Raw genomic sequence first — 23,710 nt, forward strand, 5'->3', positions numbered from 1 at the left:
CTCCTGGGGTGAGGTCCATTACGAAGGGAGCGTTCCGGCATGACTACCAACGCATACGTGGCCTTCCTCGTCATCGGGGTGGCGCTGGTCATGCTCGACGGTCTGATCATCTACCAGAGCGGTAAGCGCTACCTGCGCGGTTCACACGGCGATCCGGCCGCGGGCGCTTCCATGACGTGGCTCGTCACGGTGCTGTTCCATCTCGCGACGCTGGGCGTCTTGGCGCTGCTGTCGACCGTCGACATCGGGGGCAGCGACCTTCCTGGTGTGGTGGGCAGGCTGGGTGTCCTGCTGCTGGTTCTGGCCATCGCCCACGCGATCACGCTCAGCGTGCTCTCGCGGATCCGTGGTGAGCAGGAGGCCGAAGCGGTCATCAACCGGCCGAGGCGCGTCGAGCCCGAGCAACAGGGCACGACGGTGACGCCGGTTCCCGGGCAGGACGGCCGTTACCCGGCCGCGAGCCCGTCCATCGAACAGCAGGCGCCGTACACGACGCCGTAAGAAGTCGAGTGCTGGCAGGAGGTTTTCGCCGTGCACGAGATCGATGACGAACTGTGGGACGAATTCCATCGCGTGGTCAACATGACCTCGCGGGAACTGGCCGACTGGCTGCGCACGAGGTCGGCCGACGACGAGGATGAAGCGCTGCCGGACCAGGCGGGCACGCCGACTGGACGGCACGTGCTCGGCATCCTCGGCAAGCGCCGGACCGACCTCACCGCCGAGGACGAGCGGGTGATGCGCTCGGTCGTCTGGCGGGTCGAGGACCAGCGGCGTGACGACCTCGAACCGGTCGCGGGCGAGGCGCACTGGCGGCACAAGCTGATGTCGATGGGGCATGACCCACTGAAACCTGTGTAACTCAGAAGTACGTGAAGGGCCCCTTCACCGCGCTGGACGCCAGGGTCTCGGCGAAGTCGTCTATCCGCTGGTCATGTGGGTGGTGGAGGGGCTCGTCACTGTGGCCTGACACCTACTCGACTGTCCACAGGGGACACTTTCCGAGTGGTCGTGCCCGATTCGGGCGTTTTGCGGAGAGGTCGTGAGTGATAAAGAAGGTTAGAGCCCAATGTCACGTAGCTTAAGTTGATCTTGGGCGGGGTTGGCGGGCGGGGTGAAGGCTCCCTTCGCTGCGTCTGATGCGACGAAGGGGGCGCCTTCGGCCTGGTCGTGGGTCGAGGGGGTCGTGAGTGGCGTTTCGGGTTCTTTTTGGGGCGGGGGGGGGGGGGGGGGCGTTTTGGGGCGGGGGGGGGGGGGGGGGGGGGGGGGGGTGTTTTTTGGGTCCCCACCCAAAACCCCCCCCCACGACCCCCTCGTGAAATCGCCGGCCAGGGCAACCGGGCGCGTGACCTGTGGCAACCCTCGCCGCTTACGATCAAGACCCTCATTCAAGATCAACTTAAGCTACGTGGCATTGGGTCCTAACCTTCTTTATCACTCACGACCTCAGCCAAAACCGTACAGATAAGCATCAAAACGGACATTCACCTGTCTTCTGGTGTCCTTTATGGACATCGTTCGTTCAGGTCCTCTGTCATCTGTCCCGTTCGGAGTCCGGTTCGAATCACCAAGAGCGACACCGGCCGCCGGGACCTGGCGCTGGACGCAGCGAAGGGGCCTTCACGTACTTTCCGGTCCTGTGTCTGGAGGCGGATCACGCGTGCGTCCAGGCGGATCACGCGTGCTTCGGGACGGATGAGAGAGTTCCGCCTTCGATCACGCGTGTTCCGCCTGGAGAGGCCGGTGTTACTCGGAGAGCTTCCCGCGCAGCTGGTCCAGCGTCTGCGACAGGAGCCGTGAAACGTGCATCTGTGAGATGCCGATCCGTTCCGCGATCTGCGTCTGGGTATAGCCCCCGAAGAAGCGCATCACGAGGATCGCGCGTTCCCGCTTGGGGAGCTCCCGCAGCAGCGGTTGCAGCGCCTCGTGGTTTTCCACCAGCGCCATCTCGTGGTCTTCCTCGCCGATCGTGTCGGCGAGCGAGAGGGCCTCGGTGGCGTTGTCGTGGACCGGTTTGTCGACCGACAACGTCTGGTACGCCTGGCCGGCGAGCAATCCTTCCCGCACGTCGTTGACCTCGAGCCCGAGGTATTCGGCGAGTTCGGTGGGAGTCGGCGCGCGGCCGAGACGCTGGGACAACGCGGCCGTGCCCTGGCTGAGCGAGACGTGGAGCTCCTTGAGCCGCCTCGGCACCCGGACCGACCAGCCGGTGTCCCGGAAATGCCGCCGGACCTCGCCCATGATCGTGGGCACGGCGAACGAGAGGAAGTCGTGCCCACGGCCGGGGTCGAACCGGTCGACCGCGTTGATCAGGCCGATCCGCGCCACCTGGACCAGGTCTTCGCGAGGCTCGCCGCGGCCGGAGAACCTGGTGGCGATGTGCTCGGCGAGCGGCAGCAGTTCGGTGACGAGGTGGGCACGCAGCTCCCGGCGGCGCCGGGAATCCTCCGGCAGGGAGGTCATCTCCTCGAAGAGCGGTTCGCAATGGGCGTAGTCGTCCGCCTGCCGGGTGAGTGTCTTGCGCTCGCCACTCACCCGTCGCTCGTTCCCGGGGCCAGGACGAGGTCGATCGTCGTCGTGCCCCCTGTTTCGCCGGGAATCGGTTCGCACCGCGCCCGCACCGAGTGGGTCAACGTCGTCAAGACGTGCCAGCCGAAAGTCGTCTCGCTCGGCAGGTAGGGCCTGTTCGTCCGGGTCGAGATCGAGACGGCGATTCCTTCCGGTATCTCGTGAAAGACACAACAAAGAACGGCTCCCAGTTCAGCGGGCTGGACAAGTTGGGAACAGGCTTCGTCGACGGCCATCTTCGCGTCTGAAATGGCGTCCAAGCCGAAGTCCGCACGGGCCACCACACCATGGGTGAGCGTGCGGACGAGAGGGATCTGCTCCGCCTCGGCGGGAAGGCGGAGTTCGACCCGGTCGGACAGACCGTCCGATCCGGATCGGGTCTGGGGGGTGAGGCCGCCCCGTCCGTGTGCATCCATTACGAAACCCATCCGTCCGTGGCCGTGGGGTGACCGCGGCGGTGCTCCGCCGCGTGACGCGTGATCAACGGCCCAGGGCTCGCTGAAGCTCCTTTTTGGACATCTTCGACCTGCCCTCGACGTTGCGCTGTTTCGCTTCGTTGTAGAGCTGGTCCTTGGTCGGGCCGTTCGGCCCCAACCGGTTCCCGGAGCGCTTGCCACCCCGCCGCTGAGGTGACATGTCCTGGAGGGACGTGCGGCTGGCCTCGTGTGACTCGCCTGCCTGCGCACGGTTCTTGTTGACGGTGCGGGCGGCGATCTCCTCGGCCCGGTCGGTGCTCGCGCCCCGATCCTTCGCCGAGTCCTTGATGTGTTCGTACTGACGTTCTCGTTTGTCGCTCCAAGCCTGCTGCGGCATCGCGGCTCCTTTCTTCCCCCGGTCAGGTACCCCGTTCGATTCGCCGGATAAACGTCCGGTTGATCCCGGGGGCGGGCGGGTACGCGGGGAGCGGACGCGAAGGAGGCTTCTATGCGCATCGGCTACACCCTCATGACCGAGCAGGCCGGACCGAAGGACCTGGTGGGATACGCCGCCGGAGCGGAGAAAGCGGGGTTCGACTTCGAGGTCATGAGCGACCACTTTTCGCCCTGGCTGGACGAGCAGGGGCATTCGCCGTACGCGTGGAGCGTGCTGGGAGCGGTCACCCAGAGCACCGAACGGGTCGAACTGATGACCTTCGTGACGTGTCCGACCATGCGCTATCACCCGGCGGTGGTGGCGCAGAAGGCGGCGACCGTCCAGGCGTTGTCGGACGGCAGGTTCACCCTGGGCCTCGGCGCGGGTGAGAACCTCAACGAACACGTCGTCGGACGCGGCTGGCCACCGGCTAACGTCCGGCACGAAATGCTCGCCGAAGCGGTCCAGATCATCGGCGGGCTGTTCGACGGCGGCTACTTCAACTACAAGGGTGACCACTTCCGGGTGGACTCCGCGAAGCTGTGGGACCTGCCGGAGCAGCGTGTCCCGATCGGGGTCGCGGTGTCCGGGCCGCAGTCGGTGACCCGGTTCGCGCCGATCGCCGACGCGATGATCGCGGTGGAGCCCGACGGGTCGCTGTGCCGCGAGTGGGACGCGACCAAACTCGGCCCGCCAAGCAGGAAGATCGCCCAGCTGCCGGTGTCCTGGGGCGAGGATCGCGACGCCGCGATCCGGCGGGCGCATGAGCAGTTCCGCTGGTTCGGTGGTGGCTGGAAGGTCAACGCCGAACTGCCGGGGCCCGCGGGGTTCGCCGGGGCCACCCAGTACGTCAAACCGGAGGACGTCGCCGAGGCGATCCCGTGCGGGCCCGACGTCGACCGGATCGTGAAGCAGGCCGGCGAGTTCGAGGCGGCAGGGTTCACCGACCTCGCCCTGATCCAGATCGGCGGTGACCAGCAGGAAGGCTTCCTCCGCTTCGCTGAGGACACGCTGCTCCCGGCGTTGCGGAGCTGATTCACCCTCGAACGGGGTCACCCGTGTTCAAACCCGCGGACCGCGGGTACCAGACCGACACATCCTTCAGCCAAGGGGGAACAGATGAACAACGAACTCGGACTTCATCCCGTACCGGACCTGCTGCCGGAAGGCCAGGAGACGCCGGAGCAGGAGGCGATCCGTCGTAAGGCGGCGCTCGCCGTGGCTTCGCGGGCGACGAGCGCCGAAGACTGCGCGACCCTGCTGGACATGCTCGGCCTGCACGACGGCGGCCGCAGCTCCGAAGTGGCGTGATTCAGCGGTCGCCGCGCGCCGCCACGAGATCCGCGACGAAGGCCCGGTAGGCCTCGTCGCGATCCGGCGCGCGCAGCACCGCGGACGGGTGCACCGTGGCGACCGCGGTGGTGGCGAACTCGGCGAGGTCGATCCGCTCGCCGCGGCTCCGGGTGATGCGGAAGTCATCGCCGAGGAGCGCCTTCGCCGCAGTCGCGCCGAGGAAGATCAGCAGTTCCGGACGCACCGCCGCCAGTTCGGCGTGCAGCCACGGACGGCAGGCGACGATCTCGGTCTTGGACGGTGTCTTGTGGATCCGCCGTTTGCCGCGTTCGTCCCGCTTGAACTTGAAATGTTTGACCGCGTTGGTGACGTAGATCTTCCGGCGGTCGAAACCCGCTTCGTCGAGGGCTCGGTCGAGCAGCCTTCCGGCGGGCCCGACGAACGGGGCACCCTGCCGATCCTCCTGATCACCGGGTTGTTCGCCGACGACCATGATCTCCGCCGTGCGGGAGCCTTCACCGAAGACGGTCTGGGTGGCGTCGCGGTAGAGATCGCAGCCGCGGCAGCCGGACGCCGCCGAACGGAGCCTGTCCAGATCCGCGGTCTCGGGTGGATCCGCGCCGGGTGCCTTGGTCGCCATGGCGGCCGGATTCCCCGCCCGGACGTGGGACAAACCGGTTATGCGCACGCCGCGGCGGGTAGCCCCGGGTATGGCGACTTCGACCGAACCGGCCACCGCTTCCGTCCAGGACACCGTGCGCGTCGCGCTGCGGGTCGTCCTGCCCACGCTCGCCGGCGGGGTGATCAAACGGCGGCCGCTGGGGATGGCCGCGGCGCAGAAACTCCAGTTCGACCGCGCTGCCGTGCGGCTGCTGGGGCGGCTCCGGTCCCACTACGGTCCTGGCCCGCTGCGGCTGCGGGTGCCCGGTCGCACGATCGACCTGGCGCTGTCGGGGGAGGACGTCGGCGAGGTGCTCGCCGCCGCGCCGGTCCCGTTCAGCCCGTCGACCGAGGAGAAGCGGGCGGCGCTGGGACATTTCCAGCCGCACGGCGTGCTGATTTCGGACGCGACGGAGCGCGCGCCGCGCCGCCGGTTCAACGAGGACGTCCTCGAACCGGGGAAGCCGCTGCACGACCTCGCCGCGCCCTTCGCCGCGGCGATCGCCGAGGAGGCGGCGTCACTCTGGGACGGCGGCACGCTGGACTGGGACACCTTCAACGTGGCCTGGTGGCGGATGGTCCGCCGGGTCACGCTCGGCGAGTCCGCGGCGGGCGACGACGGCCTCACCGACGCGCTCGCCCGCCTGCGAAAGGACGCGAACTGGGCGTACGCGCACCCTCGGCGAGACCGGCTCCACGATCAGTTCCGCACCCGGCTCATCGGCCATCTGGAACGGGCGGAACCGGGCAGCCTCGCCGAAGCCATCGCGTCGGCGGGTCCGTCGGGCGAGCGGACGATGGACGTCGTCGCCGACCAGGTCGCCCATTGGCTCTTCGCGTTCGACGCCGCCGGGATCGTCACCTTCCGCGCGCTCGCGTTACTGGCCACCCACCCTTGCGCACGGGAACGTGCCGACGAAGAGGTCGCGGCCGCCGACCTGACCGCGCCCGGCCCCTTCGCGTACCTGCGTGCCTGCGCCCTCGAATCGGTCCGGCTGTGGCCGACCACGCCCGCGCTGCTGCGCGAGAGCACGGCCGAGACCGCCTGGGGCCCCGCGGGGACCACGGTCCTGATCTTCACCCCGTTCTTCCACCGCGACCCCGAATCCCTGCCCTACGCCGACCGGTTCGAACCCGGGATCTGGCTGGACGGCAGTGCGGCGGCCAATCCGGCGCTCGTCCCGTTCAGCGCCGGACCGGCCATCTGTCCCGGCCGGGATCTCGTGCTGTTCTGCGCGAGCACGATGCTGGCGCATTTGATCAAGGACCGGCGCTTCGAACTGGTCTCCGGTGCCGTCCTCGGGCCGGAGCGGCCGCTGCCCGCGACGCTCGACAACTTCCACCTGGAGTTCTCGACGGTCTAGTGCTCCTCTTCGACCCATTCGAGCAGGTCGCCGGGCTGGCATTCGAGCACCCGGCACATCGCTTCGAGGGTGCTGAACCGGACGGCCTTGGCGCGGCCGTTCTTCAGCACCGCCACGTTCGCCGGGGTGAGCCCGACGAGTTCGGCGAATTCGCCGACACTCATCTTGCGCTTGGCCAGCTCGACGTCGATACGGACGACGATCGGCATCAGATCACCTGTTCCAGGTCGGACCGCAGGGTGGTGGCTTGCCGCAGCAGCGTGCGCATCACGACGATGAGCAGGCCCAGCACGGCGACGCCGATCAACGCGAGGAACAACAGCAGCGGCAGGCCCGGGTCTTCGGCGTTGAAGCCGACGTAGAGGAACACGCCCGCCAGCACCACCCAACCGGCGAGGATGGCCCAGACGATGGCGTCCACCCATCTCAGGGAAGCTTCGGTGAAGATCCGGTCCTTCTTGACCAGCGTGAGCAGGTGCCAGGTGGCGACGACCACGACCTGGACGCACAGCACCCAGAAGACGGAGACCGCCGTCGCGGGCCAGCGCAGGTACGCCATTTCGGGGTCCTGCCGTGCCATGTGCGCGAACTGCCCCGGCAGGGACATGGTCTGGAAGAGGACGAGGACCCCGAACAGCAGCACGAGGAACACTCGGAGGGGCGCGACCGCCCGTTGCCCTGTGATCATGCATCGAGTTTCACGCGTTATCTATCGAAAGTCAATCGTTAGCTCTCGGTTTTCGATGCGGCTGGGTGGGCTGAAGGCGCCCTTCGCCGCATCTGATGCGGCGAAGGGCCCTTCGGGCTGGTTCGGGGCGCGGCGGTCGGGACGCGCCCTGGGAGGGTTGCGAAAGTGGCTTTCGCGACACGTCCGGACGGTGTCGGGCGCGACGAGTTCGAACCCCGCGGCGGCGAACAGCCCGATGGTCCCGACGTGTGCCGCGGACGAGTTGATCCGCCCCTCGCCGGGATCGACGGGATAGCCCTCGATGACGGGTGCGCCGTGCGCCCGGGCGTAGGAGACCGTGCCGTCCAGCAGCGCGTGCGCCACGCCCTTGCGGCGATGGCCGGACCGGACGACGAAACAGACGACCGTCCACGCCGGAACGTCGTCGATCGGCGGCATCGTGCGGGAACGCGTCATGCGGTGCAGGTGCGCGCGAGGCCCGACGCCACACCGGCCGACCGGGGTGGTGCCGTCGTAGGCGAGCACACCGGGCGCGGGATCCGCCGCGCACAGGCCTCGGACGTGCTCGGCGCGTTCGTCTCCGCGCAACCGGCTGTAGTCCGCGGATTTCGCGCGGTAGGCGAGACACCGGCAAGCGCGGTCGTTCCCCTTTGGATTGAGGATCGTCGCGCCGTCGCCGAACCGGGGCGGATCCGGAATGCGGGCATACGTGGACCCTGAAGTGGCACTCGGGAAATTGCTCACCGTATTCGGTGAACGGGGTTGAATTTTCGTTGTGCGAAGGAATTCATCCGGCCGTAGTCCAGCCGTTGTCGCACCGGGAGGGGTCTGCCAGGATGCTCGTGACCCGACCAGAAGGAGCGTTCCAGTGGCTTCCCGTCTCAATCCCTACCTCAGCTTCGCCGGCGACGCCCGGCAGGCCATGGAGTTCTACAAGTCGGTGTTCGGCGGAGAACTGACGCTGAATACGTTCGGTGAGTCCGGTATGGCCGGAACGCCGGCGGAGGATCAGATCATGCACAGCCGGCTCGATTCCCCGAGCGGCTACACGATCATGGCGTCGGACACGCCGCCGGGAATGGAGCACAATCCGGGCACCAACGTGTCGATCAGCCTCAGTGGCGACGACGGCGAGGAATTGCGCGGATACTGGGAGAAGCTCTCCGCCGACGGCACCGTTTCGGTTCCTCTCGAAAAGCAGATGTGGGGCGACGAATTCGGCGTCTGCGTTGACAGGTTCGGCATCTCGTGGATGGTGAACATCATTCTGTCCTAGGGACTTCCAGCCCTGCTCGCGTCGGTGGTCACGAGGTCGGCGCCGATGCCGGCGGTTTCGTGTGCTTGACCGGACGACACGCGTGATCCGGTGGACGACACGCGCGTGGCCAGGGTGCCGCCGCGAGTCGTCCATCCCATCACGCGTGTCGTCCGGCCAGCCACGCGAAACCGCCATCCGCGCACCGGCAGTACGTACCTGAGACCCGGTCGTTCTGCCGACCGGAATCACCCACGACCGGGGCGCGCGATCAGGCAGGCCGGAACCGGACGTCGAGCACGCCTAGCGGGTCTTCCCGGCCGAGTCCGCGGAGGTGGATCGGTGCCCCACCGGGGTTGTCGTACAGCCGGATGCCGTCGCCGAGCAGGACCGGCGCGATCTGCAGGTCGATCTCGTCGATCAACCCGAGCGCGAGCAACTGGCGGCCGATGTCCGGCGAGAACACCTCGAGGTTCTTCCCGTTCGCCGCCTCCAGCCCGATCCGGACGGCTTCGTCCGCGCCGCAGTTCAGGAACGTCACCCCGTCCGTGGGCGTGGCGTCTTCGGGGTGGTGGGTCAAGACGAACAGCGGCCCTTTCCAGGCGCCGCCGTAGATACCGCTCGGGTCGGGGTAGGCGTCCCAGCCATCACGGCCGCCGAGCACGGCGCCGGTGGTCGTGGCGTATTCGTCGATCAGGTCCGGCCGGGAAGTGACGCCGGTCATCCAGTCCATGCCGTGGCCAGGGCCCGCGACGAAGCCGTCGAGGGACATCGTGAAGTGCCACAGCACTTTCCCGTCCGCGGTCTGTGGTTCGAGCATGCCGGCCCCCTAGTGCTTGCGTTCTGCAATCGGCCGGTTCACGATAAAGTGAGCGATGGTAGATTGCAACCACTTCTGGTGGAGGTAAGGGATGGCGGAACCCGCCCGTTCCGGCTGCCCGATCAACGCCGCGGTCGAGGCGTTCGGCGACAGCTGGAGCCTGCTCGTGCTGAGGGACATCATGTTCGGCACCCGGCGTTACTTCCGGGAGCTGCTCGCCGGATCCGAAGAGGGGATCGCGTCCAACATCCTCGCGGACCGGTTGAAGCGGCTGGTCAAGGCCGGCCTGCTGACCCGCGAAGACGCCGGGCCCGGCAAACGGGCCGCGTACAGCCTGACCGAGGCGTCGATCCAGCTGGTGCCCGTGTTCGCGCACCTCGGGGCCTGGGGTATCGAGCATCGTCCGACGACGGAGCGCCTGCGGGTGCGGGCCGAACTGCTCGCCGCGGGCGGGCCGGAACTGTGGTCGGAGTTCATGGCCGAACTTCGGGTCGTCCACCTCGGCGAGCCGGCGCCGGAGAAGGACGGCCCCGGCGTGCTGCAGCGCCTCGCCGCCGCGTACGAAGCGGCCGTCTGAAGCCACGCCCTCGTTGATTGTTCTTCCCGAATCAAGGGTTCCGGTCAACCCGCCCCCGAGATGTAGTAGCCCGCGACGGAGCGACGTGCTGGTGGGGAGAGGGAATGAGCTCAGCGGAGGGTGTTGTCCTGGTGATCGGCTGCGGGATGCGGCCGTACCGGGAGTACCTGTTGGCGTCGGCCGGGCATCGGCATCCCTTGTGGCTGTTCACCGGGACCGAGCCGACATGGCAGGAGCGCTACATCGCCGGCGCCACGGTGCTGGACACGCAGGACCAGGACGCCGTGCTGGCCGCGGCCCGTGCGCTCCACGCCGCGACGCCGGTGCTCGGCGTGGTGTCCTGGGACGAGGCGCTGATCGTCGCGGCGGCGCATGTCGCGGACGAACTCGGGGTGCCGGGTGCCGGGATCTCCGCGATCGAAGGCTGCCGTGACAAGTGGTTCAGCCGCCGGACGCTCACCGCGGCCGGCGTCGCGCAGCCCGATTTCGGGTTCGTGCACGACGACGACCAAGCCGTCCGCGTGGCCGAACGGATCGGGTACCCGGTCGTCGTCAAGCCACGCGGGGGCGGGGCCAGCATCGGCGTCAGCCTCGCGGAAGACGCCTCCGCGGTGCGGAAGGCGTTCCGGACCGCGGAGGACGCCAGCTTCGGCGGCTCTCCCGCCTACAAGGGCGGGGCGCTGGTCGAGGAGTACCTGAGCGGCCCGGAGATCAGCGTGGACGGCGCCGTCGTGGACGGCGAGTACACGCCGATGTTCGTGGCACACAAGACGGTCGGCATGCACCCGTACTTCGAGGAACTCGGCCACCTGGTCAGCTCCGCGGACGCACTGCTCGCCGACCCGGCACTGCGCTCGACGCTGGCCCGCGCGCACAGCGCGATCGACTTCCGGTACGGCATCACGCATACCGAACTCAAGCTCACCGGACGCGGACCGGTGATCGTGGAGATCAACGGCAGGCTCGGCGGAGACCTGATCCCGTTGCTCGCCAAGTTCGCGACCGGGGCCGACCCGGGCGCGGCCGCGGTCGACGTCGCGCTCGGCATGCGTCCCCATATCCCGCACGAGGCCGAGCCCCGGTGGGTCGGCGTGCGGTTCGGCTACCCGAAACAGGACTGTGTCGTCGAGTCCGTGTCCGTACCGGATACCTTGCGGAACAACGGAATCCTCGCCGCCGACGTGCTCGTCGAGCCAGGTGCGCGCATGCGGCTGCCGCCGGCGGAGTTCATCTCGCGGCACGCGTACGTGATCTGCGCGGGCGCCGACCCCGAAGACTGCGAAGCGGTGCTGGACAAGGCCATGGCCCAGGTCCGGCTGACCGCGCATCCCCTGTTGCCCTCGGTGGCCGCCGGCGCCTGACCGCGCACCGGCACCGCAGCACACCTTCCCAGCACTCTCAACGATGGCGGAGCAAACAAATGGCGAACCGTGATGTCGAGCTGCTCGCAGTCGGAGCAGGACCGTCCAACCTGGCGCTCGCAGTGGCACTGGAAGAGCTCGCGCCCGGACTGGCCCGCGAATCGGTCCTGCTCGAACGGGACGAAGAGGTCTCCTGGCAGCGGGGCATGCTCCTGCCGGAGGCGCTGTCGCAGGTCTCGTTCCTGAAGGACCTGGTGACCTTGCGCAACCCGCGCAGCCGCTTCTCGTTCCTGAACTACCTGCACGCCACGAACCGGCTCAACGAATTCGTGAACATGGGCAGTTTCGTCCCGTACCGGGTCGAGCTCGCCGACTATCTCAAGTGGACGGCGGACTCGCTTTCCCTGGTGGACCTGCAACGCGGCCGGGAATGCCGCGAGATCACTCCCGTGTGGACGGACGGCACACTCACCGGCTGGGACACGCGTGTCGCCGACGGCGAGGTCATCCGCAGCCGGTACCTGGTGGTCGGCGCCGGACGGGACGCGCGGATCCCCGACCTGCTCCGGACGGTGAACCAGGATCGCGTCATCCACAGCACGCAGTACCTGCCGAGAATCGCGAAGCTGCGTAAGGACCTTCCGTACCGCGTCGCGGTGATCGGGGCCGGGCAGAGCGCGGCGGAACTGTTCAGCTCGGTGCAGGCCGACCTGCCCGAATGCAAGCCGACGATGGTGATGCGTTCGATCGGCCTGAACTACTACGAGAGCAGCAAGTTCAACAACGAGCTGTTCTTCCCGTCCCATGTGGACAAGTTCTTCGAGGCGCGACCGGAAGCACGCGAGCAGATGCTCAAGGAGATGCACCACACGAACTACTCCGGGCTGGCGCCGGGCACGATGGACGCGCTCTACCGCTCCGTCTACCTGGACCGTCTCTCCGGCCGTTCCCGGCTCAAGATGATCACGATGAACGACATCACCGACGCCCGCGACGAGGGCGACGAGATCGTGCTGGAGCTGACCGACCGGCGCACCGGAGAGACCCAGGAACTGCGCACCGATCTCGTGCTGCTCGGCACCGGTTTCTCCCCTGAGATGCCGAGGATGGTCCAGGAGATCGCGAAGTCGATCGGCCTGTCGGAGATCAAGGTGACCCGCGACTACCGGCTGGAGATCGATCAGCCCGCAACGGCGGCCGTGTACCTCCAGGGCGTCAACGAGGCCACGCACGGCATCGCGGACTCGCTGCTGAGCGTCCTCGCCCCGCGAGCCAACGACATTCTGCAGGACATCCTCGCCCACCGCGGCGAAAACCCTTCGGTGCCACCGCGGCCGACTTCGGAAACCGCCCCCATCGTCGCCACCCGCTGAACCACGAGAAGGAAGAGAAAGTCATGGAGATCCGTCCGCTTGAGCGGGAAAAGATGGTCTTCGAGAACGGCGCCTACGGCCAGCGGCTCCTGCCGTGGGCGGCACTGAACGCGCCGTTCGAAGGCGCCTGGGTGACGGTGCCGGCGCACGGCGCGACGGGTGCGCATTCCCACCACGAGTACGAGATCTTCATCGCCGTCAACGGCGAAGCGGTCGTCGAGGCCGGGGGAGAGCGCCGAGCCTTCAAACCCGGCGACATCGAGTTCCACCGGCCCGGCACCGAGCACCGCATCCTCAACGATGGTGCGGAGGACTTCGAGATGTACGCGATCTGGTGGGACTCCGACATGACGGCGAAGTTCGCCGCCCGGCATGCAGCGCGGGCGTCCGACCGGGCAGGGGCATGACCATGGCCGACAAGCGACCGGTGGTGATCATCGGCGGCCCCCCGACGTCCAACGGCGACCTGCACATCGGGCATATCGCCGGCCCGTACCTCGGTGCCGACGTGCACCGGCGGTACCTGCGCGCGGCCGGCCGCGAGGCCGTGTTCGCCTCCTGCACCGACGACAGCCAGACCTACCTCGTCACCAGCGCCGCCAGGGTCGGGCTTACGCCGCCCGAACTGGTGGAGCAGTCGACCGAGAACATCCAGCGCACGTTCAAGGCGATGGGTGTCGAGGTCGACGGTTTCTCGCCGACGGACGACGGCTACAAGACGCTCGTCTACGACTACGTCAAACGCCTGTACGACAAGGGAAAGCTCCGGTTGCGCAAAGTCCGGCTGCCGTACAGCGAGAGCAAGGGCGAGTTCCTGGTCGAGGGTTTCGTCGGCGGTGGCTGCCCGACGTGCCTCGCCGACAGCCGCGGCGGGTTCTGCGAGGGCTGCGGGCATCCGATCGACTTCGACGCGCTCATCGAGCCGTACTCGGTGCTCGACCCGGCCGACGAGGTGACCTACCGCGAGACCGAGATCATGGTCTTCCCGGTCTCGGAGTACCGCGAGCAACTCCTCGCCTACTACGAGGAACGCGGTCCCGCGTGGCGGCCGCACGTGCTCGGGCTGATGCGGGAACTGCTGTCCGGGCCGTTGCCCGACTTCGCGATCACGTATCCGGTGAAATGGGGCCTGCCGGCGCCGTTCCTCCAGACCCCGGGGCAACGGCTCAACGCCTGGGTCGAGGGCATGCCCGCCTCGATGTACTGCACCGAGTACGCGTTGCGGCGCAACGGGAAGCCGAAGGTCGCCGACGACGACGCCTGGCTCGCGGAGAACGACGCGCGGGTCGTGGTGTTCATGGGGTTCGATCCGCTGTTCACCTGGGGTGTCGTCCACGTCGCCGAGTTGGTAGCCCTCGAAGGCCGTTACGTCCTTCCGGACACCTTGCTCGTCAACGAGTTCTACGAACTGGAGAACGAGAAGTTCTCCACCAGCAAGGGACACGTGGTCTGGGCCCGTGAGCTGGCGGCCGAGGTGCCCCGCGACATCGCGCGGTTCCACCTCAACCTCACCGCCCCCGAGTTCGCGCGGACCAACTTCTCCCGTGCCGCGCTGGAGAAGGTCGCGGGGGAGCGGCTGGTCAAGCCCTGGAACGAACTCGCCGAGACACTGGCGAAACTCACCGCCGAGGTCGGTGGTGAGAACGGCTCGCTCCCGGTGTCGACCGAAGCCACGGAGCGTGCGGCGGCGATGGTCTCCCGGTTCGCCCTGAACTACGAACTAGAAGACTTCAGCCTCAGCCGTGCCGCCGATCTGGTGGTGCAGCACGTCGAACGCCTGCGCGCGGCGACGGAACGCACGCTGAAGGGCAACCTCGACCAGGAGATGCTCCGCGCCCGGCTCGGTGACCTCTTCCTCGAACTGCGGGCGCTGATCGGCTGTGCCTCGCCGATCCTGATCGACCTCGCCGAGCGTGCCACCGAAGCCGGCGGGTTCGAACCCCGGATCACCGCAGCCGCCTTCGACGTCACGCACACCACGGCCTTCACCGTGCCACCACTGGAATTCCCTCCGACGAGCGAGGTCTGACACCCCATGTCACTCGACAGCACCCTCTCCGCCGACGCGGTCCGGAGTTCCCGGCTCGCCGAACGCCTGCTGGTCCCGGCGGGATTCATCACCACCGCGGGCAACGCGTTCCAGATCACCGCCGCCGCGATCCTGGTCTTCCACGCCGAACAGACCACCCTGGCGGTCGGCTGGCTGTTCATCGCGGTGTCCATCCCGCAGGTCGCGCTCGCGGTCCTGTTCGGCAAGCTGGTCGACAAGGTCGACCGCCGGATGCTGTGCGTGGCGGCGGACCTGGTGAGCGCGATGACCGCGTTCGCGCTGCCGGTGTGGCTGTGGATCGGTGGTCCGGCGAACCTCGGCTCCTACATAGCGAACTTCATGCTCGCCTGCACCGCGGCGTTGTTCATGCCCGCCAGCAACGGCCTGATCAAGGAACGGATCCGCGACGAGCGGCTCGGCAAGTTCAACTCCCACTTCGAGATGGCGAGCAACTCCGGTATGTTGCTGGCGTCTTCGCTGGCCGGCTTCCTGGTGATCTGGTTCGGCGCCACGCCGTTGTTCGTGTTCAACTCGCTGAGCTTCGTCCTGTCGGCCGTGCTGGTCTACGCGATCGGCCGCAAGCCGGCCAAGGCCCCGGTGACCGAGGAGACCACGGCCACCGACCCGTCGGCGCCGGTCGAAGTCCCCGTGCGCCAGCCGATCAAGCGGCTCGCGCTGCTGTACGCCAACGGCAACATCGGCCTGATGGTCGCCAACGTCATCCTGACGACGCTGATCCTGCAGACCTTCGACCAGGGCGCGTGGATGATCGGTGTGGTCGACGCGCTGGCCGGGGTCGGCTTCATCGTCGGCGCCGCCGCGTACGGCAAGGTCAGCAAGCGGTTCAAGGGCATCCATCTGGCCGTGCTCGGCACGCTCGGCAACCTGATCTGCCTCGCGATCCAGCCGCTGCACTACATCGCGCTGATGGCGGCGATCCCGTTCGCCGGCTTCTGTTTCGCGCAGGGCCGGATCGCGGCGCGCACACTGCTGATGCGGGCCAGTCCGGAGGAGCGGGTCGGCCGGATCTTCGGCAGCACCCAGGCCCTCGGACTCGGGCTCGGCGTCGGCGCGACGGTCGCGCTGTCGTCGCTGGCGGACGCGACCACCGTGCCCTACGCGTTCTGGGGGCTGGCGATCCTGCAGGGCGCGATCGTGATCGGCACCTACTTCAGCTTGGCGAAACCGCTGTCGGCGCAGGAGAAGCGGCCGGCCGAGGTACTCGAGGCGACCGCCGCCTGAGCGCGGCCGACATTCGGAGGAAGCGAAAGTCATGACGGACAAGCCGATCAAGGGCGGCGTGGCGACCTGGGCCTGCCTGCCCGGGTTCCCGCCCGCGGTGATCTTCCCCTTCACCCCGGGCGAGCGCTTCGGCGTGCGGAGCCTCTACGAGTTCCAGATGCTGATGTACCGGCCGCTGTACTGGCTGGGCCGGGACGGCGCGCCGGAGATCGACTACGACCTCAGCGTCGGCGAAGAGCCGGTGTGGGACGAGACCGGCCGCACCTGCGTGGTCCGGATCAAACCGTGGAAGTGGTCCAACGGCGAGACGGTCTGCGCGGACAACGTCATCTTCTGGATGAACATGCTGAAGGTGAAGGGGCCGAAGTTCGGCGCGTACTCCGAGGGCTACTTCCCGGACAACCTGGTGTCGTTCGGGAAGGTCGCCGACGACAAGGTGAGCTTCACGTTCGACAAGGCGTATTCGAAGAACTGGGTGCTGCTGAACCAGCTCACCATGATCACCCCGATGCCGAAGGCATGGGACCGCACCGCGGCCGGGCCCGCCGACGCGACGCACGACATCGGTCAGGCGGAAGCGGTCTACGAGTTCCTGATGGCGGAGAACGGTGACGTCGTCGAGGAGGACAACTCGCACCGCACGCGCTGGGCCGGCAGTCCTGTGTGGAGTGTCGTGAACGGGCCGTGGCGGCTCAAGAGCTACACCGAGGAAGGTGTCGTCACCTTCGTCCCGAACGAGCACTACAGCGGGCCCAACCCGCCGCATCTCGACGAGCTGCGCCAGGTCTCGACGACGTCGGACGAGCAGCAGTACGAACTGCTGCAGTCCGGTGACGTCCAGGTCGGCTTCCTGCCACCGGGGATGGGCGTCCAGCCCGACGGCGACCCGACGAAGGGCGGGCCCAACCCGCTCGGCGACGGTTTCCAGCTGGAACCGCAGATCCTGTTCAACATCAACTTCATGGCGGTCAACTTCAGCAACCCGACCGTCGCCGGGAACATGATCAGGCAGCCCTACGTCCGGCAGGCGTTGCAGAGCTGCTTCGACCAGGAGTACGGGGCCCGCGAGGTCTACCAGGGTTACGGCTGGAGCCAGACGGGGTCGATCCCGGTGCTGCCCAAGAGCGACCTGGTCTCGCCGAAGATCGCCGAGCGTGGCGGGTTCTGGCCGTTCGACCTGGAGAAGGCGCGGCAGCTGCTCGCCGACAACGGCTGGGACGTCACCACCTCACCCGCGGTGTGCGTCCGGCCCGGCACCGGCCCCGGTGAAGCGGGCGAGGGCATCCCGGCCGGCACCGAACTGAGCTTCTCCCTGCGCTACTGGGAAGGGCGGCCCTCGCTGGCCCGGCTCATGGCGCAGTTCCGGGACGACGCGGCCAAGGCCGGGATCGAGATCCGCCTCGAAGAGGTGATGGGGTCGGTGCTGGTGGCGGAGGACGGCCCCGGCGAGAAGCGGATGTGGCAGCTGTCCTGCTGGGGCGGCGGCTGGGTCTACAACTACCCGACCGGCGAGAACCTCTTCCAGAGCGGCGCCGCCTGCAACTTCAGCAACTACCGGGACGCCAAAGCGGACGAGCTGATCGCGAAGACCGTCACCACCGACTCCCTCGAAGCGCTCTACGAGTACCAGGAGTACATCGCCGACCAGGCTCCGGTGATCTTCATGCCGACGTTCCCGCGGCGGCTATTCGAGGTCGCGGGCAACCTGCGCGGGTTCTCGCCGATCAACCCGTACGGCCTGATCAATCCGGAGAACTGGTATTACGTCGAGGACGAGTCATGACGCGCCCGGTGGTGCTGGTCGGGTTCGTGGCCGCGGCCCTGGGTTCGTCCATCAAGGACTTCCAGCCGAACGGCTCGGTCATCTTCGTCGAAGAACCCGACGTCGTCCGCAAACGCGACGCACGGACGACGGTGGCCGGTTCGGCGCTGGTGCGCGAGCTGATCGAGTGGGAATTCCACCTTCCCGGCAAGGCGGACGAGTTCTACCACGTCCACCACGACCTCGATCCGGCCGCCGTCGTCCCGCTGACCGAGTACGCGACCCCGTTCGCGGCGAGGCTCGCGGAACGCTACGGCCTGCCGGGCGCGGGGTTCGGCGCGGCGCAGATCCTGCGGGACAAGGCGGTGCTGCGCCTGGTCAGCCGGGCGGCGGGGATCGCGAATCCGGCTTCGGCGCGCGTCGAAAGCCCCGAACAGGTCCGTGAGTTCATGGCGCGGCATCCGGGGAAGACCGTGCTGAAGCCCGCGAACCGGCAGGCGTCGGTGGGGACACAGGTGCTCACCGACCCGGCCGAGGCCGAGCAGGCGTGGGCGAACTGCGTCGTGCAGGACGAAGGGATCTTCGTCCCGGACCGCGCGATGGAACTGAAGATGCTGGCCGAGACCTTCGTCGAGGGCGACGAGTACAGCGTCGAGATGCTGCTGCGGGACGGCGAGCCGCTGTTCGCCAACGTCACCGGCAAGCGGCTGTTCCCCGGGCCGCGTCCGATCGAACTCGCGCACATCGTCCCCGCCGACATCCCGGACGAGCTGACGGTGTCGCTGACCGAGGAGACGCGGCGGCTCACCGGCGCGGCCGGGTTCCGCACCGGGATCGTCCACTGCGAATGGATCGTCTCGGACGGCGTCCCGTACCTGGTCGAATGCGCCGGCCGGTTCGCGGGCGACGGCATCATCGAGCTGATCCAGCGCGCCTACCCGGTGGAGCTGAACCGCGCCTACTTCTCGGTGATGAAGGACGAGCCGGTCGTGGACGTCTTGCCACGCAAGGCCGAAGGCGGCGCCGCGGTCCGGTTCCTCTCGATCGAGCCGGGCCTCATCGCGGACGTGCGCGGGGTGGAGAAGGCGTCGCAGTCCGAAGGCGTGTTCATGTGCGACGTCGGGGTTTCGGCGGGCGACCGGTTCGGCGGACTGCGCAGTTCGTGGGACCGCGTCGGCGATCTGATGGTGACCGCGGACAGCCCGGCGGAGGCGTCACGCCTGGCCGAAGAGGCGGTCGCGCTGATCGAGATCGACGTGCGGCCGGACCGCGAAGAGAGGGAGAACGCCGCACCATGACCATCGAAGCCGTCCAGTCCACGCTCCCGGACGCCGGTCTCGACGTGATCGTCACCGGGCTCTCGTCCGACGCGCACACCTGGAACCTGGTGTACCTGGAGCTGTTGCTGGAGGAACTGGGCTGCCGGGTCACCAACCTCGGCGCCTGCGTCCCGGACGCGACCATCGTGCGCGAATGCGTCACCCGGCGGCCGGACCTGCTGGTGATCAGCAGCCTCAACGGGCACGGCCGTCAGGACGGCGTCCGGTTGATGGAAACCTTCCGCGCGCGGGCGGAGCTGGTCACGATGCCGGTCGTCATCGGCGGGAAGCTCGACGTCACGGGCGGCAGCAACGCGGCGCGGCTGCTGGAGGCCGGCTTCGACGCGGTGTTCGAGGACTCCGGCGGGCTGACGCCGTTCCGGACCTTCCTCCGCACCCTGTCCGTGCGCGCCCCCGGTGTCCCGCTGGGCGCCGGATGAGCGTGCTCACCCCGCGGCGGGGACATTCGTTCGGCGAGGTGGTCGCGCGCCACCACGCCAGGGGCGACCTGGTCGTCCAACCCCGGATGGGTTTCGCGGATCCGGGGCGGATGACCCGGGGACTGCTGGCGACCAGGGCGGCGCGGGCCGCGACGGTCGGCACGATCACGATCGACAGCTACACCAGGGTCGGCGACCACGAGGCGGCTCGCGCGGCGCTGGCGGCCGGTGCCGATCTCAACGGGTACCCGCTCGTCGACCACGATCCCGCGACGACGACGGCGTTGCTCGACGGAGTGCTGACCGGGGACTTCCCGGTGCAGGTCCGGCACGGTTCGGCGGACCCCCGCCGGATCGTCCGGTCCCTGCTGGACTTCGGGCTGCACGCGACCGAGGGCGGTCCGGTGTCGTATTGCCTGCCGTACAGCCGCATGCCGCTTTCGGCGGCCGTCGACAACTGGCGGCGCTCGTGCGAAACGCTGGCCGAGGCCCGCGGTCCCGAACTGGAGCCGCACCTGGAGACCTTCGGCGGCTGCATGATGGGTCAGTTGTGCCCACCGGCGCTGCTGGTCGCGCTGAGCGTGCTGGAGGGGATGTTCTTCTGGCGGCACGGGATCCGCTGCCTGTCCTTCAGCTACGCGCAGCAGACCCACGCCGGGCAGGACGAGGAGGCCGTCGCCGCGCTGCACGCGCTGATCGCGGAATACGTGCCGCACGCGCGGACGCATGTGGTGATCTACGGCTACATGGGCGTCCACCCGAGGACACCGGGCGGCGCGCTGGAGCTGATCGCAGCGTCCGCGCGGCTGGCCGCCCGCACTGGCGCGAGCAGGCTGATCGTCAAGACCACCGCCGAAGCGCACCGGCTGCCGACCGTGGCGGAGAACGTGACCGCGCTGGAGCACGCCGCCGAGGCCGCGCGGGGTGTGTCCCGGATCGGCAGGCTCGGTGACACCGGGATCCACGTGCAGGCGAAAGCGTTGGTGGACAACGTTCTTTCGCTCGACACCGACCTCGGCAGGGCGCTGGTCACGGCGTTCGCGCGGGGTCAGCTGGACGTCCCGTTCTGCCTGCATCCGGACAACGCGGGCCGCGCGCGCGGACGGCTGGACGCCGGCGGCCGCCTGGAGTGGCAGCGGATCGGCGCGATGCCGCTGGGCGACCTCGTCGACCTGCCCGCGGAACGGCGGATGACCTCGGGCGATCTGCTGGACGCGCTCCGCTACGTCGAGCGGTCGTTCGACGAGAAGTACGGGCTGCCGGGAATCGAGCCCGTGAACCGACTGACACAGGGGAGTAGGACATGACCGGACCATCGGCCGCGGCGCTGCCGCCGGGCACCCGCGAGCATCTGACGTCGCCGGTGACGCAGGCGGCGCTGCGCATCCAGAACAGCATCACCGCGGGCACCCGCGAATACCTCGGCATGAACGGTTTCGTGGAACTGCAACCGCCGCTGATCGGGCCGGTCACCGACCCGGGATGCCGTGGTGCGAAGCAGGTCGACGTCGACTACTACGGGCACAAGTACAAGATGATGACCAGCGTCATCCTGTACAAGCAGGCTTCGCTGCTCGCGTTCGACAAGATCTTCTATGTCGCCCCGAACGTGCGGCTGGAGCCGCTGGAGACCTCGACCACCGGACGGCATCTGGTCGAGTTCACCCAGATCGACGTCGAAGTGGCGCGGGCGAGCCGCGAGGAGGTCCTCGACGTCGCTCAGGGCCTGCTCCGGCACGTGGTCGCCCATACCCTGCGAGAGTCCAAAGTGGACCTTGCCACGCTCGGCCGGGATCCCGAAGCGTTCACGGCGCTGCTGGAAGAGGATTTCGAGCGGATGACGCACCGCGAGGCGGTGTCGCGGCTGCAGGGCCTGCGGCACGGGCAGAGCGCCGACGCGGAGATCGACTGGCAGGGCGAGCGGATCATCTCGGAGCAGACGAACCGGCCGTTCTTCATCGTCGACTACCCCAAGGGTTCGCGCGGGTTCACCGACGGCGAGTCCAGCACCGAACCGGGGGTGCTGCGGAACTTCGACCTCATCGCCTCGGACGGGTTCGGCGAACTCTGCAGTGGCGGTGAGCGCACGCACGAGTACCGGCGGCTGATCGAGCGGATGCGGGAGACGGGGGAGAACCCGGCGAAGTATGCCTGGTACCTCGACCTCGCGCGCGAAGGGCTGCCGCCGAGCGCGGGCTTCGGGATGGGGCTGGAGCGGGTGACGCGGTACATCGCCGGGCTGGACGCGATCTGGCAGGCCAACGCGTACCCGAAGCTGCCCGGGATCGCGGCGCCGTGATCACCGCGCGGCAGCTCCCCGAAGACGCGATCCGGGCCAGGGCGCGGGAAGGCAGCGCGGCTGTCTTCCCCGACGTCGCGGGATACGGCCGGTCGCTGTTCGGCGCGGACGTCGACTCGGGTACCGATGAACTCGACCGCGCGCGGATCGTGCCGCCGGTGTTCGTCCCGCGGCGCCTGGAGAAGATGTTCGACCTCGCGCGTGAACCGGTGTACGGCGATGTCGGGTTGTCGACCATCCTCGGCGGGTTCACCGCGCCGTCGCCGGTGTTCCTGTGCGCGTTCGGCTCCACGCAGGTGGCGGGCAGCGGGCTCGGGATCGCCGCGAGCGAACAGGCGGGCAGACTCGGGATGCCGATGGTGATCGGCGAGAACGTCGTGCCGATGCACGGATACGGCCGGATGGGCGAAAGCGCCGAAGACGGCCTGCTCGGACGGATCCGCGCGTACGCCGACGCCGTACCGGACGGGCTGGGCGGTGTCGTCGTGCAGCAGAGCACCGAAGACGCCGACGCGGAGGTGTGGAACCTCGTCTACAGTGACCCGTCCGCGACGAAACTGCTGGAGACCGGGCGGCTGGCGTTCGAGCTCAAGGTGGGGCAGGGTGCCAAACCGGGGCTCGGCGGGATGACCGTGCTCTCGCGCACGGCCGCCGGCGAGATCGCCGAACAGTACACAGTGGACGAAGCCTTCGGTAAGGAACAGGCCATGGTGCTGCGTTCCAGCAGCCCCGGCACCTTCACCGGGGAGATCCTGCGCCAGCAGATCCACCTGATGCGCAACAACTACCCGCGGGCCCGGGCCTGGGTGAAACTGCATCCGGGCCGCGACGTCGGCGAGGCCGCGCGGGTCGCGTGGGCGGCGGGGGCGGACGCCGTCACCGTCGACGGTGCCGAGGGCGGCACCGGCTGGGCGCCGTCGGTCTTCCTCGACCAGGTGGGATTGCCGCTGGTGGAATGCCTGCGCCGGGTCGGCAAGCACGACGCGTCGTTGCTGGTGTCGGGGCGGATCTGGGAAGGGGCCCGTGCGCTCAAGTGCCTGGCGATGGGCGCTTCCGCGGTCGGCCTCGGCCGGGCGGCGCTGCTCGCCGTCGACGAGGACGCGGCCGAAGGGCTCGTGCGGCTGGTGGGCTGCCTCGAACTCGAGCTGCGGCTGCTCACCAGCGCGCTCGGGAAGTACGACCTCGCGGATCTGACCTCGGACGACCTCTGGTTCCCGACCCGGACGGAGCAGAACGAATGATCAACTACGACGGTAAACGGTTCCGCAAGGTCAGCACGGATCCGAACGCGCCGGTCACCCTGTACCGGCAGAAGGACGACCTGGTGTGGGCGGAGTTGACCGGCGGCGGTGTGCGGCTCGGCTCGCTGACCGGGAAGTGCGGCGAGGACGGGACGATCGACATGGCCTACACGATGGTGCTGGTCAGCGGTCAGGTGATCGCGGGGCACAGCACGAACACGCCGGAGTTCCTGCCGGACGGGCGGATCCGGCTGAACGAGGTGTGGGAACGGTATGGGAATCCCGGCTCCCGCGGAACTTCAGCCATCGAAGAGGTGGCCGAGTAGCTCGTTTGCGCGTGAAGGCCACCTTCCCCTTGGGTCAGCCGAGGGAAGGGGGCCTTCACGCGCGTTCGGGGCGCGAACCCGCGGGCTTGCCGGCGGCAGGCGTTGGGTCAGGGGGGTCGTGAGTGGCGTTTCGGGTTAGAACCCGAAACGCCACCCACGACCACCCCGGTCGACTCGGTTCCGGCGCCTTTGTCGCATTCAGAGGACGAAATGCGGCGAC

General features: G+C 68.3%; 27 protein-coding genes. 19 read left to right on the plus strand and 8 right to left on the minus strand.

The window, feature by feature from the left end:
- Nucleotides 1-39 precede the first annotated feature (39 nt).
- On the plus strand, nucleotides 40-501 hold the full coding sequence (locus tag AC0685_RS39000) for a hypothetical protein (protein ID WP_125674604.1): 462 nt from the start codon (nucleotides 40-42) through the stop codon (nucleotides 499-501).
- Nucleotides 502-531: 30 nt separating this feature from the next.
- Nucleotides 532-861, plus strand: a complete 330-nt coding sequence (locus AC0685_RS39005) for a DUF3140 domain-containing protein (RefSeq protein WP_478230085.1) — start codon at nucleotides 532-534, stop codon at nucleotides 859-861.
- Between the two features lie 885 nt (nucleotides 862-1,746).
- On the opposite strand, the gene AC0685_RS39010 is transcribed toward AC0685_RS39005, so the two are convergent.
- The 3 genes from AC0685_RS39010 to AC0685_RS39020 all read right to left on the minus strand — a co-directional run bounded on the left by AC0685_RS39010 (nucleotide 1,747) and on the right by AC0685_RS39020 (nucleotide 3,381).
- Nucleotides 1,747-2,535, minus strand: coding sequence for a SigB/SigF/SigG family RNA polymerase sigma factor (locus tag AC0685_RS39010; protein ID WP_478230086.1), 789 nt, complete (start codon nucleotides 2,533-2,535; stop codon nucleotides 1,747-1,749).
- Nucleotides 2,532-2,984: an ATP-binding protein gene (locus AC0685_RS39015; RefSeq protein ID WP_478230087.1), complete on the minus strand. Its 453-nt coding sequence runs from the start codon at nucleotides 2,982-2,984 to the stop codon at nucleotides 2,532-2,534. Before AC0685_RS39015 ends, AC0685_RS39010 begins: the two co-directional genes overlap by 4 nt.
- 64 nt (nucleotides 2,985-3,048) lie before the next feature.
- Nucleotides 3,049-3,381: a plasmid stabilization protein gene (locus AC0685_RS39020; RefSeq protein WP_478230088.1), complete on the minus strand. Its 333-nt coding sequence runs from the start codon at nucleotides 3,379-3,381 to the stop codon at nucleotides 3,049-3,051.
- A 111-nt stretch (nucleotides 3,382-3,492) separates the two neighbouring features.
- Here AC0685_RS39020 and AC0685_RS39025 point away from each other — a divergent pair, with 111 nt between their 5' ends.
- A complete protein-coding gene (locus AC0685_RS39025) occupies nucleotides 3,493-4,455 on the plus strand; it encodes an LLM class F420-dependent oxidoreductase (RefSeq protein ID WP_478230089.1) in 963 nt (320 codons plus the stop codon).
- A gap of 84 nt (nucleotides 4,456-4,539) precedes the next feature.
- The gene (locus tag AC0685_RS39030) at nucleotides 4,540-4,731 is read left to right on the plus strand and encodes a hypothetical protein (RefSeq protein WP_478230090.1); all 192 of its coding nucleotides are present in this window, start codon (nucleotides 4,540-4,542) and stop codon (nucleotides 4,729-4,731) included.
- A gap of 1 nt (nucleotide 4,732) precedes the next feature.
- On the opposite strand, the gene AC0685_RS39035 is transcribed toward AC0685_RS39030, so the two are convergent.
- Nucleotides 4,733-5,353 carry a UdgX family uracil-DNA binding protein gene (locus tag AC0685_RS39035; RefSeq protein WP_478230114.1) on the minus strand — a complete coding sequence of 207 codons (621 nt, stop codon included), beginning with the start codon at nucleotides 5,351-5,353 and terminating at the stop codon, nucleotides 4,733-4,735.
- A gap of 70 nt (nucleotides 5,354-5,423) precedes the next feature.
- Here AC0685_RS39035 and AC0685_RS39040 point away from each other — a divergent pair, with 70 nt between their 5' ends.
- Nucleotides 5,424-6,737: a cytochrome P450 gene (locus tag AC0685_RS39040; protein ID WP_478230091.1), complete on the plus strand. Its 1,314-nt coding sequence runs from the start codon at nucleotides 5,424-5,426 to the stop codon at nucleotides 6,735-6,737.
- Here AC0685_RS39040 and AC0685_RS39045 read toward each other — a convergent pair.
- From AC0685_RS39045 to AC0685_RS39055, 3 genes are read right to left on the minus strand one after another with little or no spacing between them, the layout of a single operon-like run.
- A complete protein-coding gene (locus AC0685_RS39045) occupies nucleotides 6,734-6,946 on the minus strand; it encodes a helix-turn-helix domain-containing protein (protein ID WP_478230092.1) in 213 nt (70 codons plus the stop codon). The genes AC0685_RS39040 and AC0685_RS39045 overlap by 4 nt on opposite strands.
- The gene (locus AC0685_RS39050; protein WP_478230093.1) at nucleotides 6,946-7,425 is read right to left on the minus strand and encodes a DUF2975 domain-containing protein; all 480 of its coding nucleotides are present in this window, start codon (nucleotides 7,423-7,425) and stop codon (nucleotides 6,946-6,948) included. Before AC0685_RS39050 ends, AC0685_RS39045 begins: the two co-directional genes overlap by 1 nt.
- A 21-nt stretch (nucleotides 7,426-7,446) precedes the next feature.
- Nucleotides 7,447-8,169 (minus strand): GNAT family N-acetyltransferase, encoded by a 723-nt coding sequence (locus AC0685_RS39055; protein WP_478230094.1) that lies wholly within the window; start codon nucleotides 8,167-8,169, stop codon nucleotides 7,447-7,449.
- Nucleotides 8,170-8,293: 124 nt separating this feature from the next.
- Between AC0685_RS39055 and AC0685_RS39060 the strand changes: the two genes are divergently transcribed.
- Entirely contained in the window at nucleotides 8,294-8,701 is a 408-nt protein-coding gene (locus AC0685_RS39060) for a VOC family protein (RefSeq protein WP_478230095.1), read from the plus strand.
- Nucleotides 8,702-8,951: 250 nt separating this feature from the next.
- On the opposite strand, the gene AC0685_RS39065 is transcribed toward AC0685_RS39060, so the two are convergent.
- Complete coding sequence (locus AC0685_RS39065; RefSeq protein WP_478230096.1) at nucleotides 8,952-9,500, minus strand: dihydrofolate reductase family protein; 549 nt, start codon at nucleotides 9,498-9,500, stop codon at nucleotides 8,952-8,954.
- Nucleotides 9,501-9,591: 91 nt separating this feature from the next.
- On the opposite strand from AC0685_RS39065, the gene AC0685_RS39070 reads away from it, so the two are divergent.
- The 13 genes from AC0685_RS39070 to AC0685_RS39130 all read left to right on the plus strand — a co-directional run bounded on the left by AC0685_RS39070 (nucleotide 9,592) and on the right by AC0685_RS39130 (nucleotide 23,490).
- The gene (locus AC0685_RS39070; protein WP_478230097.1) at nucleotides 9,592-10,077 is read left to right on the plus strand and encodes a winged helix-turn-helix transcriptional regulator; all 486 of its coding nucleotides are present in this window, start codon (nucleotides 9,592-9,594) and stop codon (nucleotides 10,075-10,077) included.
- Nucleotides 10,078-10,181: 104 nt separating this feature from the next.
- The gene (locus AC0685_RS39075; protein WP_478230098.1) at nucleotides 10,182-11,438 is read left to right on the plus strand and encodes an ATP-grasp domain-containing protein; all 1,257 of its coding nucleotides are present in this window, start codon (nucleotides 10,182-10,184) and stop codon (nucleotides 11,436-11,438) included.
- A gap of 59 nt (nucleotides 11,439-11,497) precedes the next feature.
- Complete coding sequence (locus AC0685_RS39080; protein WP_478230099.1) at nucleotides 11,498-12,811, plus strand: lysine N(6)-hydroxylase/L-ornithine N(5)-oxygenase family protein; 1,314 nt, start codon at nucleotides 11,498-11,500, stop codon at nucleotides 12,809-12,811.
- A gap of 23 nt (nucleotides 12,812-12,834) precedes the next feature.
- Nucleotides 12,835-13,218: a cupin domain-containing protein gene (locus AC0685_RS39085; RefSeq protein ID WP_478230100.1), complete on the plus strand. Its 384-nt coding sequence runs from the start codon at nucleotides 12,835-12,837 to the stop codon at nucleotides 13,216-13,218.
- A 2-nt stretch (nucleotides 13,219-13,220) separates the two neighbouring features.
- Nucleotides 13,221-14,840 carry a class I tRNA ligase family protein gene (locus tag AC0685_RS39090; protein WP_478230101.1) on the plus strand — a complete coding sequence of 540 codons (1,620 nt, stop codon included), beginning with the start codon at nucleotides 13,221-13,223 and terminating at the stop codon, nucleotides 14,838-14,840.
- Nucleotides 14,841-14,846: 6 nt separating this feature from the next.
- Complete coding sequence (locus AC0685_RS39095) at nucleotides 14,847-16,103, plus strand: MFS transporter (protein WP_478230102.1); 1,257 nt, start codon at nucleotides 14,847-14,849, stop codon at nucleotides 16,101-16,103.
- 31 nt (nucleotides 16,104-16,134) lie between these two features.
- Entirely contained in the window at nucleotides 16,135-17,886 is a 1,752-nt protein-coding gene (locus AC0685_RS39100; RefSeq protein WP_478230103.1) for an ABC transporter substrate-binding protein, read from the plus strand.
- Nucleotides 17,883-19,163, plus strand: coding sequence for an ATP-grasp domain-containing protein (locus tag AC0685_RS39105; RefSeq protein WP_478230104.1), 1,281 nt, complete (start codon nucleotides 17,883-17,885; stop codon nucleotides 19,161-19,163). The genes AC0685_RS39100 and AC0685_RS39105 overlap by 4 nt, the downstream gene beginning before the upstream one ends.
- Entirely contained in the window at nucleotides 19,160-19,624 is a 465-nt protein-coding gene (locus AC0685_RS39110; protein WP_478230105.1) for a cobalamin B12-binding domain-containing protein, read from the plus strand. Before AC0685_RS39105 ends, AC0685_RS39110 begins: the two co-directional genes overlap by 4 nt.
- Nucleotides 19,621-20,931 (plus strand): methylaspartate mutase, encoded by a 1,311-nt coding sequence (locus AC0685_RS39115; RefSeq protein ID WP_478230106.1) that lies wholly within the window; start codon nucleotides 19,621-19,623, stop codon nucleotides 20,929-20,931. Before AC0685_RS39110 ends, AC0685_RS39115 begins: the two co-directional genes overlap by 4 nt.
- Nucleotides 20,928-21,923 (plus strand): asparagine synthetase A, encoded by a 996-nt coding sequence (locus AC0685_RS39120; protein ID WP_478230107.1) that lies wholly within the window; start codon nucleotides 20,928-20,930, stop codon nucleotides 21,921-21,923. The genes AC0685_RS39115 and AC0685_RS39120 overlap by 4 nt, the downstream gene beginning before the upstream one ends.
- Complete coding sequence (locus tag AC0685_RS39125; RefSeq protein WP_478230108.1) at nucleotides 21,920-23,164, plus strand: glutamate synthase-related protein; 1,245 nt, start codon at nucleotides 21,920-21,922, stop codon at nucleotides 23,162-23,164. The genes AC0685_RS39120 and AC0685_RS39125 overlap by 4 nt, the downstream gene beginning before the upstream one ends.
- On the plus strand, nucleotides 23,161-23,490 hold the full coding sequence (locus tag AC0685_RS39130) for an avidin-fold protein (RefSeq protein WP_478230109.1): 330 nt from the start codon (nucleotides 23,161-23,163) through the stop codon (nucleotides 23,488-23,490). Before AC0685_RS39125 ends, AC0685_RS39130 begins: the two co-directional genes overlap by 4 nt.
- Nucleotides 23,491-23,710: the final 220 nt, after the last annotated feature.

The sequence above is a fragment of the Amycolatopsis sp. NPDC043889 genome, from assembly GCF_056435645.1.